This is a genomic window from Herbaspirillum rhizosphaerae, from assembly GCF_046025915.1.
GTDB classification, from domain to species: domain Bacteria; phylum Pseudomonadota; class Gammaproteobacteria; order Burkholderiales; family Burkholderiaceae_D; genus Herbaspirillum; species Herbaspirillum rhizosphaerae_A.
In genome coordinates this window covers 239,754-253,919 of record NZ_JAQQFR010000005.1, presented here as the reverse complement: position 1 = coordinate 253,919, position 14,166 = coordinate 239,754, and the positions used below count along the sequence as shown (strand labels likewise).

Here is a 14,166-nt window from a genome sequence, read left to right as displayed (position 1 = left end):
GTTGAAATATATCGCACAATTAATTAGCGCGCAACTTAATTTTAATATTTAGGCTAAAAAATTCAATTTACAAATCGCCCCCTCTGAATGGAGACGCATGGTCGGCTGGATTTTTACGATGACAGCGTCGAGTAAGTCTCTTCGCAAACGGCGCGCAGCGATTCAGCGAACAGCTGGTCTGCCCTGCGCTGCAACCCATCCGAGCGCATGAACAAGGCGATGGGAGAAAGCGTCCAGTCAAAAGAGTACGGCACGATTGCCACGCCGGCGACACGGACCAGCTCTTCGGCGATATCGGCCGGTACGATCGATATCGCTCTTTCGTTGGCAGCGATCATTTCTCCGATCAATTTCGCCGAGTAACTCTCTACAACGGGCACGGGAGGAACAACGCCTGCGCCGAGAAAAATATCGGCTACCTGCTCTCGCATGGGCGTATGGGGAGCGCCCAGTATCCAGTCCAGTTCAACCATCTTGCGCCAATCCAGGCGCACTCTTCCCAACTGAGCGGCGAGGCGGCGACTGGCGATCAGGCGCGGCTGCTGGCGGTACAACACCTCAAATTTGACCTTCTCCAGATTGACTCCGGAGGATGCCCGCCCAATGACAAGATCGAGAGCGTGGTCACTCAATTGCGCCAGAAGCTGGTCACTGGTTCCCTCATGAATTGTCACGGTGAGCCGCTGCTCGCCCTCGGGACGAGCCCGCTGAATCGCCGATGTCAGGATCTGCCCGGAGATGAAGGGGGTAATCCCGATATGCAAATGCGCGGCATGGCCGGATGCCAGGGTTTCGATGTCGCGCACTAAATGACGCAAGTCATGCACCATCGCCCCTGCCCGCTCCAGCACCACCTTGCCCAATTCGGTCGGAGCCATGCCGCGCGCCGAACGATCGAACAGCGGGCCGCCAAACATACCTTCCAATTCCGACAGTGCATTGGTAATGGCAGGTTGCGTGCTGGCCATTTGCTCGGCGACACGCGTCAGCGACTTGTGTTGCCTGATTTGCAACAACAAGAGCAGATGGCGCATTTTCAAGCGCGTACTCAAGCGCCTGAGCAGCGCGTTTGCATCAAATACCTCCATAGGAAGGCGTCTTTCATTAGAAAAAGGTGATGGGATCATAATAAATCAAAATGATCTTGATATGCCTATTGCCTAAACTCGCCTCAAGTCATGGCCATCATCGCCATGACGATCGCAAAGAAAAAACGGTTTGAGCGCAAAAACAAGCTAAAAACGCCAGACCGATGACAAACCGCCGCCGCTGGTCACTACGATCCCGGGCGCATCTTGGAAAGAGGAAGAGCACATGAACACGACAGACCGGCAAGCCGCCCTGGATTACCACCAATATCCAACCCCCGGAAAAATTACCGTCAACGCCAGCAAACCCCTGGTCACCCAGCGCGACCTCACGTTGGCTTACACCCCCGGCGTGGCGGCTGCCTGCGAAGAGATCGTTGCCGATCCGCTCAATGCGTACCGTTACACGGCGCGTGGCAATCTCGTCGGCGTCATCACCAATGGCTCCGCCGTCCTCGGACTTGGCAACATCGGCGCGCTGGCCTCGAAGCCGGTCATGGAAGGCAAGGCGGTTCTGTTCAAGAAATTTGCCGGCATCGATGTCTTCGATATCGAGATTAACGAAACCGATCCCGACAAACTGGTGACCATCATCGCCGGTCTGGAAGCGACCTTCGGCGGCATTAACCTGGAAGACATCAAGGCTCCGGAATGCTTTACCGTCGAACGCCAGCTGCGCGACCGCATGAAGATCCCTGTCTTCCACGATGACCAGCACGGCACGGCGATCACTGTATCGGCCGCCTTCATCAACGGACTGAAGGTCGTCAAGAAGAACATTGCTGAAGTCAAAGTGGTGGTGTCGGGAGCCGGCGCCGCCGCCTTGGGCTGCCTGGAACTGATGATGGACCTGGGTCTGCCGCTGGAAAATATCTGGGTAACCGACATTGAAGGCGTGGTCTACGAAGGCCGCCCGACGCTGATGGATCCGGACAAGGAACGCTATGCGCGCAAGACCGACTTGCGCACGCTGGCGCAAGTGATTGAAGGCGCCGACGTGTTCCTTGGCGTGTCCGCGGGCAACGTGCTGAAAAAGGAAATGGTCGCCACCATGGCGGCGCGTCCGTTGATCCTTGCGCTGGCCAATCCGACCCCGGAAATCCTGCCCGAAGTTGCGTTGGCAGTGCGCGACGACATCGTGATGGCGACCGGCCGTTCGGACTATCCGAACCAGGTCAACAACGTGTTGTGCTTCCCGTATATCTTCCGCGGCGCGCTCGACGTCGGCGCCACCACCATTACACGCGAAATGGAAATCGCCGCCGTGTATGCCATTGCAGGGCTGGCGGAAGAAGAGCAGAACGACGTCGTCGCCGCAGCCTACGGCAGCTATGACTTGTCCTTTGGACCCGAGTATTTCATTCCAAAACCTTTCGACCCACGCTTGATCGTGCGCATCGCGCCGGCAGTCGCCAAAGCTGCCATGGAAGGTGGCGTTGCCACGCGCCCCATCGCCGATCTGGATGCTTACGTCGAACAACTGCAGCAATTTGTCTACCACTCAGGTGCGTTCATGAAACCGCTGTTCTCGGCGGCCAAGCAACGCGTGCGCGACGGCGGTAAGTCCCGCATCGTCTTTACCGAAGGCGAAGATGAACGCGTGCTGCGCGCCGTGCAAGTGATCGTCGACGAAAAGCTGGCGCGTCCGATTCTGGTCGGTCGTCCCGAAGTCTTGCTGGCGCGGATTCAAAAATTCGGCTTACGACTTCGCCTGGGCCAAGACGTTGAAGTCACCAGTCCTGATTACGATGAACGCTTCCACCAGTACTGGACAACCTATTGGGATTTGATGTGCCGCGAAGGTATCACCAAGGAAATGGCACGCGTCGAAATGCGCCGCCGACTCACGCTGATCGGCGCCATGATGGTTCGCCTTGGCGATGCTGACGGCATGATCTGCGGTACCGTCGGCGCGTATCACGACCATCTTCGCTATGTCGACCAGGTCATCGGCAAGAAACCGGGTGCACACACTTACGCCGCCATGAACATCCTGCTGCTGGATCAGCGCACCGTGGCGCTGGTGGATACGCACGTGAACGATGACCCGACTGCCGAGCAGATCGCCGAGTTCACCATTGCCGCCGCTGACGAAATGAACTGGTTAAACCTGGTGCCAAAGGCGGCATTGCTTTCCCGCTCCAACTTCGGGTCGGCCAGCTCGGCGTCCGGTAGCAAGATGCGCCGCGCACTGGAAATCATTACCGAGCGCGCACCGACACTGGAAGTAGACGGTGAGATGCACGGCGATTGCGCGCTGGATGAAGCCTTGCGTTTGCAGATTCTGCCGACTTCGCGTCTGAAAGGCTCCGCCAATCTGCTGGTTTGCCCGAACGTCGATGCCGGCAATATTGCCTACAACCTGCTCAAGACGGCAGCGGGCAGCAACGTCGCCGTGGGACCTTTTTTGCTCGGCGTGAACGCGCCGGTGCATATCCTGACCTCTAGCTCCACCGTGCGACGCATCATCAACATGGCGGCGCTCACCGTCCTTGATGCGAATCGTCCGGCCTAGTGATCTTCGTTGGCTGGGCGGATAAGTGGAGGCAATTTTCGATGCAAGACAACAGCATTTAAGCTTTCGTAGGTAGTATTACCAGCCCAGCCAACAAATTAGGATAGATACATGTTTTCAAAGAATTACGAAGTTGAAGCCAGTCATATCGATTTTCAGGGCGTGGTCGATGGCCTCTATTATCCGTTTTATATGGAGTGGACAAGGCACGCGTTCATGAAAGAAGCACTGGGCATTGATATTGAAGCAGAGTTCGCTCAGGGGAAAATCTACATGGTGCTTGAATACTCTCTGCGCTTCCGTAAAAGCCTCAAGAAGGACGATCGATTAGAGGTGACTTGTCAGCTTGAAAAGAACGAAAAACGCAATCGTGTCAATTTCGTTCAAGAGATTAAAGTTGATGGCGTCACCTATGCAGAAGCTACGTTTGTCGCAACTTGCCTTTTCAACGGTCGTCCATCGATGCCAGAAGCAGTGATGAATGCGTTGGCGCTTTAGGAGTATTCGGGTTGCAAGCCAAAAGCAAAAAGATTGCAAAGACGGCCATTGAGGATATTTGGATCGCCTGCGTTGAGAAAATCAAACCAGACGCGCGTGGCGATTCAAATACACGGCCTGTCGATTGAGCGATTTTTCGCATCTTTGCGAAGATCTGTTACTGACACGTCGGACTCAATCGGCTCATACATCACGGCGCCGAAACTCATCATCGCCGTACGCTCACGGCGACCCCTGAAGACTGTCTGGACCAAGTTCCTGCAAGACCATGTCGACAAAACTGCGCAGCTTGGTAGTCTGGCGCTGGCTGGAATGGAACAGCAAATGCATAGTGCGCGATGGGGTGAGAACCGAACAGCGTGGGGAAAGCTTGACGTCTTCAAGCCTCCAGTCGCCTTGCCAGAGATCACCTACGACTTGATGTGGCATCGACGCAATGACTCACATCCCACTCAGCAATGGTTGAGAGATCAGATCGTTTCCTTATCAGCGCTGATGTAATCGTCCTTTTCACAATACACGTGAATTTGTGTTGAAAGCGGATAACGCTCTACTCATGCAGCATTCATGCGAAGAGAATTCTCGGATGGCAGTTCGGAATAGCTGGCTTCATCTTTGCCACAACCGTGTCTCTCACGATCCCGAATCGCTTCCCACTCGCCCACACGACAGAGCAGCCTCTTGCAACATGCAAGACGCGGGTGAGGATGCTGCGCGGAAAGCAAATTCCAAACCGAATTCACAAATCGTGAAAAAAGTGGCGATCAGAAATTGCCAAATGGAATCCAAATTTCAAATCAAAAAATACTTAAAACCTCTAAATCATTGATTTAATTAACTTCTCCTTCCAAAAAGAATTAAATATTTCCATCAAGAATTTCAACTGACATCGCCGAAATTAGATATTTTCATCTACGTCGCGGCAAAGTTGTTTGATGGTCTTACCAATTAATTGGTATTATCTCGATTCCAAAAAGCAGGACTATGCGCCGCACATTCGCCAACATGGCGCTTTATCTTTAGATCAACCACCAAAGGAAGAGCAATGAAATTACTCCGTTACGGCCCTGTCGGCCAAGAAAAGCCAGGCATCCTGGATCAGGCTGGCAAGATTCGCGATCTGTCGGCGCACGTCAAGGATTTCAACGGCGCAGCGCTGGACGACGGCACTCTGGCTAAAATCCGCGCTCTGGATCTGCAAAGCCTGCCAGTGGTTGACGGCAATCCACGTATCGGCGCTTGCGTCGGCAATATCGGCAAGTTCATCTGTATCGGCCTGAACTACGCCGATCACGCTGCTGAATCCAACCTGCCTATCCCTGCTGAACCAGTCGTGTTCAACAAGTGGACTTCGGCTGTGGTCGGTCCTAACGACGACGTCAAGATCCCACGCGGCTCCAAGAAGACCGACTGGGAAGTCGAACTGGGCGTGGTTATCGGCAAGGGCGGCGCGTACATCGAAGAAAAAGATGCGCTGTCGCACATCGCCGGCTATTGCGTCGTCAACGACGTCTCCGAGCGTGAATACCAAACAGAACGCGGCGGCACTTGGGACAAGGGCAAGGGTTGCGACACGTTCGGCCCACTCGGCCCATGGCTGGTGACACGCGACGAAATCGCCAATCCGAACAATCTGCAACTGTGGCTGGAAGTCGACGGCAAGCGCTACCAGAACGGCAACACCAACACGATGATTTTCAACGTGCCGTTCATCATTTCCTACCTGAGCAAGTTCATGAGCCTGCAGCCTGGCGACGTGATCTCGACAGGTACCCCTCCAGGCGTCGGTATGGGCGTCAAGCCTAATCCGGTGTATCTGGTTGCAGGTCAAACCATGCGCCTCGGCATCGAAGGCCTGGGTGAGCAACAACAAAAGACAGTGAACGCTTAATACCTACCCTGCTTCTAGCACAAGACCATTGGCCGATACCGGCCGATGGTCTTGCCATGACACAGCAGCACATTTAAACGCTGAAAACTGCCCATAGAAGGCAGGCAAAACAACACGGGTTTCCTCAAGAGTAAAGAGAACGGAGTCAACATGAATCACTACGATTTTCAAGGTCGCAGCGCGATCATCACCGGCGGCGCGCAAGGCATCGGCTTTGCCATCGCCGAACGTCTGCTGCAAGGCAAGGCAAAAGTCGTCCTGTGGGATATGGATGAGAAAGTCTTGCAAGAAGCGCGCAGCAAGCTGGAACCGCTGGGCAACGTCGAAACCGTCGTCGTCAACATCGGCGATCAGGCCGCTGTACAACGCGCTATCGAAGCCACTGAAAAGGTCACCCAATCGATCGACGTGCTGGTGCACAGCGCCGGTATCGCAGGCCAAAACGGTGTGGTTGCCGAGTACTCGCCGGAAGAATGGCGTCGTGTCATCGACATCGATCTGAATGGCGCGTTCTACGTCAATCAGGTCGTCGTGCAACGCATGATCGCGCAAAACTACGGTCGTATCGTCAACGTTGCGTCGATCGCCGGTAAAGAAGGCAATCCAACCGCCTCGGCCTACAGCGCCGCCAAAGCCGGTCTGATCGCCCTGACCAAGAGCCTCGGTAAAGAAACAGCCACCAAAAATATCGCCGTCAATGCGATTACTCCTGCTGCGGCACAAACCCGCATCCTGGAGCAATGCTCCCAGGCGCATATCGACTACATGCTGTCGAAGATCCCGCGTGGACGCTTCGTCAAGGTAGAAGAAATCGCTGCAATGGTGTCGTGGCTGGTCTCGGAAGAAAACTCGTTCACCACCGGCTCGGTCTTCGACCTGTCGGGCGGCCGCGCGACTTATTGATCCCGCCAAAACTGTAATAACGATAGCAACCGCGGTGCATTGAACATGCGCCGCGCTATCGCAAAAAAATAACAATATTCCAGCCTGTCTACCGGCGCTGCCACAAGCATCGCCGGTAGGTAAGTTGCGCCTTTTAAATGTATTGAGGAGAGAAGTCATGGCAGCAGTCCCCTATCCTGCAACCGCGCAGGATATTCAGGAATCCAATCTATACCGCCGCATCACCCTGCGCTTCGTGCCGCTGCTGGTGATCTGCTTTGTGTTTGCTTACCTTGATCGCGTCAACATCAGCTTCGCCAAGCTGCAGATGCAACAAGATCTTGGTTTCTCCGATGCCGTCTACGGCCTCGGCGCAAGTATCTTTTTTGTCGGCTACTTCCTGTTCGAGATCCCCAGCAACATGATCTTGCACAAGGTCGGTCCGAAACGCTGGATCGCCCGCATCATGGTCACCTGGGGCATCGCCTCGGCGGCAATGATGTTCGTCACCAATGAAACCGGGTTCTACATTCTGCGCTTCCTGATCGGCAGCCTGGAAGCCGGCTTTGTCCCGGGTGCACTGTACTTCTTCACCAACTGGTTCCCATCGCAACGTCGCGGCCGCATCAATTCGCTGTTCATGGCGGCGATTGCCGTTTGCGGCATGATCGGCGGCCCGATCTCCGGCGGCATCATGAAGTTCACTCACGGCGTGAGCTCGCTGCACGGCTGGCAATGGCTGTTCTTGCTGGAAGGCATTCCATCGATCGTACTTGGCGTGATTTGCTGGATCGTCATCGACAACAAGATCGAAGACGCCCGCTGGCTGAAGGACGATGAAAAGAAATTGCTGCTGGCCCGTCTGGCCGCAGAGCCAAAGAGTGACGCGGTGCATTCCTTCCGCGACGCCTTGAAGCAGCCATCGACCATCACCATGTCGTTGATCTATCTGGTGCTGGCTTCGGGCATCTACGGTCTGGTGTTCTGGATGCCGCAACTGATCAAGACTGCCGGCACCGATGACACCTTCATCATCGGCCTGATCACGGTGATCCCTTACCTGTGTGCTGCCATCGGCATGATCCTGATCGGTCGCAGCTCGGACCGCACCGGCGAACGCCGCTGGCATCTGGCCGGTTGTGCACTGGCCGGCGCCGTCGGTTATGCCGTCAGCGCCTACTTCGGCAACAACACGCTGGTGCTGGTGATTGGTTTGTCGTTTGCTGCAACAGGCATCATCGCCGGTATCGGTCTGTTCTGGATCCTGCCTCCGCGCGTATTGACCGGTGCTGCTGCCGCAGGCGGTATCGCACTGATCAACTCGGTCGGTCAATTGGGCGGCATCATCACGCCGTACATGGTCGGCAAGATCCGCGACATCACCGGCAGCGCATCGCTGGGTCTGTATGTGGTCGCGTTGGAATGCCTGCTCGGCGCAGCGTTGTTGCTGTGGGCACTGCCGAAGCGCATTTACTTCCGCGAGCCTGCTGAGAAGTAAAGATCGTTGCAAGCACCTCGTCAGCGTTCTTCACCGACGAAAAAAAACACCCCTCTCGAAGGGGTGTTTTTTTGTCTGCTACTTTTGTGTTTGCGCTCTATGACATTACGTCAGCCGTACCGGATCAGCGGGAATGTCTTTCATGCGGCGTGGAACATGCCCGACTTGCACGGCATCGTGACTGAGCTTGAAGACGCTGACGATACGCGCCAGATTGTCGGCCTGCTGTTGCAAGGATTGGGCTGCCGCAGCAGCCTCTTCCACCAGCGCCGCGTTCTGTTGGGTGACGCTGTCCATTTGCGTGACTGCGTGTTTGACCTGATCAATGCCTTCGCTTTGCTCGCGGCTGGCTGCCGAGATTTCGCTGACGACATCCGTAACACGCTTCACGCTGGCGACGACATCGTTCATCGTGACGCCGGCTTTCTCCACCAGACGCGTGCCTGCGCCGACCTTCTCTACCGAGTCGCCGATGAGAGTCTTGATTTCCTTCGCGGCAGCGGCGCTGCGTTGCGCCAGACTGCGCACCTCGGATGCCACAACGGCAAAGCCGCGCCCCTGTTCACCGGCACGCGCGGCTTCGACCGCAGCATTGAGCGCCAGAATATTGGTCTGAAACGCGATGCCATCAATCACGCTGATGATGTCCACGATCTTCTTCGATGAGGCATCAATGGAGCGCATGGTCGAAATCACTTCGCCGACCACATCACCACCTTCTGCGGCCACAGTTGAAGCCGAGTTTGCCAATGAATTCGCTTGCACCGCATTCTCTGAGTTTTGCTTCACTGTCGCCGACAATTGTTCCATCGCAGCAGCGGTTTGTTCCAACGAACTGGCTTGCTCTTCGGTTCGCGAAGACAAGTCGAGGTTACCGCTGGCGATCTCGCCTGACGCCGTAGCGATGGCATCGGTCCCACCACGAACATCACCGACGATACGCAGCAAGCTGCCGTTCATATCCTTGAGTGCACTCAGCAGCATGCCGACTTCATCCTTGCTCCTGACGACGATACGCGCAGTCAGATCGCCATCGGCAATACCGCGTGCCACGCCTACCGCCACCGTCAGCGGTCCTGTGATATTGACGGTCAGATACCAGGCGCAGCTCACACCAAACAACAGGATCAGCACGCCGAGCACGATCAGCAAAGTACGGCCGGTATGCGCCATGCGGTCGATGTCAGCCGCGGTATCGTCAATACTTTTACGCTGCATCGTCAGCAGGTTTTGCAGCGCGTCCTTCAAATCGTTCGCACGTGGCATGAAGGCGGTTTCGAGCAAACGGTTCGCTTCATCGAGATCGCCGGCAGCTTTCGCTTTGCGCATCTGGTCACGCGCCACAACATACAGTTGACGCTGCTCTTCGATCTTCTTGAACAGAACCAGCTCCTGATCCGTTTCAAGCACAGCTTGCAGCTTTTTCAGCAACTCGGTGGATATCTTCGACGAGGCGGCATCTTCCTTGGCAAAGAAAGGCGCCAGCGCAGGATCCGTACTCTTGGCAATCGCGGTCACCCGCAGGATTGAGGTCTGTACGTAGGGAAACCAGTCGCTGATGAGGCGTTCTTTTTCCAACGGCTTCTGCATCATCGCCTTGGTTGCATCCGTCACGCCTTGCAGGCGCCAGATGCCGATGCAGATGATCGCGATGGCCAGCAACAAGATAACGGAGAATCCGAGCGCAAGGCGCTTGCCGATTTTCAGATTAGCGATGATGTTCATGAAGTCTCTATTTTTATAAGATGATGGAGTGACAATAAAGCGGATAGCAAAATTGACAACGAAGTTGCCGGTTCATTGGTATTCCCGGCAAATGGCGGGCCAGTATAGCTTTTGTGCAACTGCGTCATTCCCCAGATCAACGAGGGAAATGAACGTGAAAATTAAAAAAGCCGGCATCGCGCCGGCTCGTTTTCAGTTTTTTGTGTCACCTTTTATTTCACCAGAACAGTCATGTAAAAACCGTTAACAAGTGCGGAAGACGACCTGCGCCAGACGCAATCAGCACGTGGCGTTTTTAAGCATGCCGGCGCGAAGCTTGTCGTAGCACCAGTTGAACACCAGCGTGTAAGGAAGAAAAAACAACACCAGACCGATATCCAGCACGAAAGCTTCAACCAAACCGATATTCAGCCACCAAGCCGCCATCGGCACGACAGCGAGAATCAGGCCGGCTTCGAAGACCACGGCATGCGCGATGCGAACCGAAAAGCGGCGCGGCTCCGCAACCGTAGCGGGTGCAGCCTTAGCCTTCCAGCGGCGCTCCAGGCGGTCGAAGATGCTGTTGAAGATCACATTCCACGCCATCGCCACCAGAGAAATCATCAGGGTCAGCAAACCCGCATGGGCAAACGACACGCCCAGCAGCCAGGACATCACCGGTGCGCACAGCAGCAGCGCCACCAGCTCGAACAGAACCGCGTGCAAAAAGCGTTCATATAAGGTTTTTTCCAGCGTCATGCTGCTCTCCTTCGGACTCAAGGAAGGAGATTATCTTCACTTAATCTGATAGGATAAAATCATTAACCATCGGAAAAACCGATATTAAGAGATCCTCAAACCATGCTCCACTCCGTCGACGCCCTGCTGATGTTCATCGAATCCGCCAATCTGGGCTCCTTTTCGGCGGCGGCGCGCAAGCTCGACAAACAACAATCCACCGTCAGCGAAGCCATCGCCAATCTGGAAATCGATCTCGGCGTGACGCTGTTTGATCGCAGCACGCGCAAACCGACGCTGACCGAACATGGCCATGCCCTGCTCGCCCATGCTCAGCAAATGCTCGACGCCAATGATCGCCTGAGCCGTGCCGCGCAGAGATTGTCCGGCGGACTGGAAGCGCAACTGAGTTTTGCACTGTCGGATACCTATCAATCCGACGTCTTTGAAAAGAGCCTGTCGCAGCTGGAGCAACGCTATCCCGACCTGCGGCTGGAATGCCTGATTGCGGAAGACGAAGACGCCGTCGATCTGGTGCAATCCGGGCGCGTTCAGATGGCGCTGGTGGCCGCGCAAACCTCTTACCCGCCCGACATCGGTTTCGAGACCATCGCCGACCAGTCCGAGATTGGTCTTTACGTCAGCACCAAACATCCACTGGCGCGCGCCACGCAAGTCACCGGCGACATGCTGCGCGAGGTACGCGAGCTGCGCCTGAACACCTATCGCGACGAAGTCAAACCGCCACGATCGGGATTCCATTGGTCGTCATCAAGCTATCTGATTTTGCTGGAAATGACCGAACTGGGATTCGGCTGGGCGGAGCTGCCGCGCTGGATCGTCAAACGTTTCGGCGCCGCCGACCTGAAGGAATTGCAGGTCAACGGCTGGCCCAAAAATATCCAGGTGCATCTGATCTGGTCACGCGATCGCGGACTGGGACAAGCCGGTAGCTGGCTTTGCAATACCTTCCTGTCGCCGCCGGCATCGTTGTGAAATAAAGTTTAGTGTCTATGCTTAGAACTGTTCCCAATCGTCGTCCGACGTCGCTGCCGGCAACTTGGGCTGTCTGGTAACGACAGGTACCGATGCCGCCGCCGGGAGTTTCGCCACCGGTTTGCGCGCTGCGCTTGCCGCTGGTTGGGTCTTCCTCACAGAAGCCGTGTTCATAGCAGATGCGACCGCCGGTCTCGTGTTATTGCGCGGCGAAACGTCACCACCATTCGCGCTATCCAGCTTGAAAATACTGACCACCTCGGTCAGGGTATGCGCCTGATCCTGCAAGGATTGCGCGGCGGCGGCAGCTTGCTCCACCAGTGCTGCATTCTGTTGCGTCGATTCGTCCATCTGTGCAATGGCGCGATTCACCTGCTCAATACCATCGCTCTGCTCCTGGCTGGCGGAACTGATCTCGCCGACGATGTCGGTCACACGGCGCACGCTGGCAACCACTTCCGTCATCGTGGCACCGGCCTGCTCAACCAGCTTGCTGCCGGAGTCGACCTTTTGCACCGAGTTGTCGATCAGTTCCTTGATCTCTTTCGCGGCGCTGGCGGATCGTTGCGCGAGGCTGCGCACTTCCGATGCGACCACTGCAAAACCGCGGCCTTGTTCACCTGCCCGTGCGGCTTCAACGGCAGCATTGAGTGCAAGGATATTGGTCTGGAAAGCGATACCGTCAATCACGCTGATGATGTCGACGATCTTCTTCGACGACTCGTTGATGGCGCCCATGGTATCGATAACCTGACCGACCACACTGCCGCCCTGCACCGCGACATCCGATGCCGACGCAGCCAATTGGTTGGCCTGGCGTGCGTTGTCAGCATTTTGCTTCACGGTCGAGGTCAACTCCTCCATCGCCGAGGCAGTTTCTTCCAGAGAACCTGCCTGCTGTTCCGTACGTGAAGACAAGTCGAGATTACCGGTTGCGATTTCGCGCGATGCCGTCGCGATGGTGTCGGTGCCGCTGCGCACCTGGCCGACGATGCGCAACAGATTGTCGTTCATGGTTTTCAGCGCAAGCAACAGCTTGCCGGTTTCGTCCTTGCGATTGGTGTCGATATGCGACGTCAGGTCGCCCGCCGCCACGGTCTCGGCGATGTTGACTGCCTGATTGAGCGGACGCGTGATGCTGAGCGCCAGACGCCACGCGAATAACCAGCCGGCGACAAACAGCAGCGCACCGAAGGCAATCAGCAGATTGCGGCTCGTCATATAGATTTCATGAATGCTGACCGCGATCTGGTCGATGCTGGAGCGCTGCAAATCGAGCAACTGTTGCAGTGAATCGAGATACCCCTTGGCTTCCACCGGAAAGACTTTTTCAAGAATGCGATTGGCTTCGTCAACCTGGCCATCCGTCTTGGCCTTGGTGATCGCATCACGCGCGGCAACGTAGCGCTTGCGCACTGCGCTCAGCTGCGCGAACAGTTCTTTTTCACGGTCGCTGGTGAGCAAGGCTTCCAGCGCTTTTTGCTGTTCGTTAGATAATTTGGAGGAGGTCGACGCATCCTCTGCAAAGAAAGCGCCAAGGCTGGGATCGGAACTCTTGGCAATCGCCGTCGTGCGGCGCACGCTGGTATGAATGGTGCGATACCAGTCGGAGACCAGGCGTTCTTTCGCCAGCGGTTTCTCCATCATCGCCTGCGTTGTTTCGGCGACGGCATGCAACCGCCAGATGCTCACTGCAATGACGCCGATCGCGGAAAAAAGGATGATGGCAAAACCGAGATTCAGACGTTTGCTGATATTCATATTGGCGAGGAAGTTCATTGTTATCCTTATTTGAATGTCGATTCGGAAGCCTGTCTCTTCGGCAAAGAAAAACATAGGCATCCTGCCCCGAACCGCCCGTATTGTCGGTAATAAGGCCGTTTCAGAGCTATAGGTATTACTACCTATTTCTCGTTTTAAAGGCCAACCGCCATTGATAACATTCGAAAATGTCGCCTTGATGAATGACGATTTCTTTCGCTCTGAACCACGCAATGATTTAACGATCAGACAACGTTGTCGATCTGGCAAAATGAAAAAGGAAACAATATGCAAAAAAGTTGGAAACAAACATTACAACTGACAGCTATCGCAACGTCGTTGATATGGACCGGCAATGCACAGGCATCCAGTGCAGATCAGTGGGAAAAATTGAAAGCAGACACGCGCGCGGCATGTCTGAGCGAGAGCGGATTCAAACAAGCGAAGGTACTGGAAGGCCCGATCATTTTTTCCAACCGGGTGCTCTATCGCATTGGTGGCATCTGGCCGCAAAAACACATGAAGGGAAAATCGGGAAAAGTGTATTGCCTGCATCCTTATCCGGATGGCAAAGCGGAAATCGTTGAGTGATTTT

At 55.3% G+C, this 14,166-nt stretch carries 11 protein-coding genes; 7 read left to right on the top strand and 4 right to left on the bottom strand.

The annotated features are described in order from the left end of the window. Positions 1 to 113: 113 nt before the first annotated feature. Positions 114 to 1,088 carry a LysR substrate-binding domain-containing protein gene (locus PQR63_RS09870; RefSeq protein WP_408167686.1) on the bottom strand — a complete coding sequence of 325 codons (975 nt, stop codon included), beginning with the start codon at positions 1,086 to 1,088 and terminating at the stop codon, positions 114 to 116. Between the two features lie 226 nt (positions 1,089 to 1,314). On the opposite strand from PQR63_RS09870, the gene PQR63_RS09865 reads away from it, so the two are divergent. The 5 genes from PQR63_RS09865 (at position 1,315) to PQR63_RS09845 (ending at position 8,372) form a co-directional block, all read left to right on the top strand. Further along, positions 1,315 to 3,603, top strand: a complete 2,289-nt coding sequence (locus tag PQR63_RS09865) for an NADP-dependent malic enzyme (protein WP_408167685.1) — start codon at positions 1,315 to 1,317, stop codon at positions 3,601 to 3,603. Between the two features lie 111 nt (positions 3,604 to 3,714). Then, positions 3,715 to 4,101, top strand: coding sequence for an acyl-CoA thioesterase (locus PQR63_RS09860; protein ID WP_408167684.1), 387 nt, complete (start codon positions 3,715 to 3,717; stop codon positions 4,099 to 4,101). A gap of 1,045 nt (positions 4,102 to 5,146) precedes the next feature. Further along, positions 5,147 to 5,992, top strand: a complete 846-nt coding sequence (locus PQR63_RS09855) for a fumarylacetoacetate hydrolase family protein (protein WP_408167683.1) — start codon at positions 5,147 to 5,149, stop codon at positions 5,990 to 5,992. Positions 5,993 to 6,142: 150 nt separating this feature from the next. Then, a complete protein-coding gene (locus PQR63_RS09850; protein ID WP_408167682.1) occupies positions 6,143 to 6,895 on the top strand; it encodes an SDR family oxidoreductase in 753 nt (250 codons plus the stop codon). A gap of 157 nt (positions 6,896 to 7,052) precedes the next feature. Continuing rightward, positions 7,053 to 8,372, top strand: a complete 1,320-nt coding sequence (locus PQR63_RS09845) for an MFS transporter (protein ID WP_408167681.1) — start codon at positions 7,053 to 7,055, stop codon at positions 8,370 to 8,372. A 105-nt stretch (positions 8,373 to 8,477) separates the two neighbouring features. Here the strand turns inward: PQR63_RS09845 and PQR63_RS09840 are convergent, their stop codons facing one another. Together PQR63_RS09840 and PQR63_RS09835 are read right to left on the bottom strand one after the other, a co-directional pair. After that, the gene (locus PQR63_RS09840; protein WP_408167680.1) at positions 8,478 to 10,097 is read right to left on the bottom strand and encodes a methyl-accepting chemotaxis protein; all 1,620 of its coding nucleotides are present in this window, start codon (positions 10,095 to 10,097) and stop codon (positions 8,478 to 8,480) included. Between the two features lie 279 nt (positions 10,098 to 10,376). Continuing rightward, entirely contained in the window at positions 10,377 to 10,835 is a 459-nt protein-coding gene (locus PQR63_RS09835) for a multidrug/biocide efflux PACE transporter (RefSeq protein ID WP_408167679.1), read from the bottom strand. Between the two features lie 102 nt (positions 10,836 to 10,937). Here PQR63_RS09835 and PQR63_RS09830 point away from each other — a divergent pair, with 102 nt between their 5' ends. Further along, positions 10,938 to 11,810: a LysR family transcriptional regulator gene (locus tag PQR63_RS09830; protein WP_408167678.1), complete on the top strand. Its 873-nt coding sequence runs from the start codon at positions 10,938 to 10,940 to the stop codon at positions 11,808 to 11,810. Positions 11,811 to 11,831: 21 nt separating this feature from the next. Here PQR63_RS09830 and PQR63_RS09825 read toward each other — a convergent pair whose 3' ends face one another. After that, on the bottom strand, positions 11,832 to 13,589 hold the full coding sequence (locus PQR63_RS09825; protein ID WP_408167677.1) for a methyl-accepting chemotaxis protein: 1,758 nt from the start codon (positions 13,587 to 13,589) through the stop codon (positions 11,832 to 11,834). A gap of 270 nt (positions 13,590 to 13,859) precedes the next feature. Between PQR63_RS09825 and PQR63_RS09820 the strand changes: the two genes are divergently transcribed. Next, positions 13,860 to 14,162 (top strand): hypothetical protein, encoded by a 303-nt coding sequence (locus PQR63_RS09820; protein ID WP_408167676.1) that lies wholly within the window; start codon positions 13,860 to 13,862, stop codon positions 14,160 to 14,162. Positions 14,163 to 14,166 lie beyond the last annotated feature (4 nt).

Bases quoted from the DNA above. Each gene is read 5' to 3' on its own strand.
- PQR63_RS09870 (WP_408167686.1), bottom strand. From the start codon at position 1,088: ATGGAGGTATTTGATGCAAACGCGCTGCTCAGGCGCTTGAGTACGCGC.
- PQR63_RS09865 (WP_408167685.1), top strand. From the start codon at position 1,315: ATGAACACGACAGACCGGCAAGCCGCCCTGGATTACCACCAATATCCA.
- PQR63_RS09860 (WP_408167684.1), top strand. From the start codon at position 3,715: ATGTTTTCAAAGAATTACGAAGTTGAAGCCAGTCATATCGATTTTCAG.
- PQR63_RS09855 (WP_408167683.1), top strand. From the start codon at position 5,147: ATGAAATTACTCCGTTACGGCCCTGTCGGCCAAGAAAAGCCAGGCATC.
- PQR63_RS09850 (WP_408167682.1), top strand. From the start codon at position 6,143: ATGAATCACTACGATTTTCAAGGTCGCAGCGCGATCATCACCGGCGGC.
- PQR63_RS09845 (WP_408167681.1), top strand. From the start codon at position 7,053: ATGGCAGCAGTCCCCTATCCTGCAACCGCGCAGGATATTCAGGAATCC.
- PQR63_RS09840 (WP_408167680.1), bottom strand. From the start codon at position 10,097: ATGAACATCATCGCTAATCTGAAAATCGGCAAGCGCCTTGCGCTCGGA.
- PQR63_RS09835 (WP_408167679.1), bottom strand. From the start codon at position 10,835: ATGACGCTGGAAAAAACCTTATATGAACGCTTTTTGCACGCGGTTCTG.
- PQR63_RS09830 (WP_408167678.1), top strand. From the start codon at position 10,938: ATGCTCCACTCCGTCGACGCCCTGCTGATGTTCATCGAATCCGCCAAT.
- PQR63_RS09825 (WP_408167677.1), bottom strand. From the start codon at position 13,589: ATGAACTTCCTCGCCAATATGAATATCAGCAAACGTCTGAATCTCGGT.
- PQR63_RS09820 (WP_408167676.1), top strand. From the start codon at position 13,860: ATGCAAAAAAGTTGGAAACAAACATTACAACTGACAGCTATCGCAACG.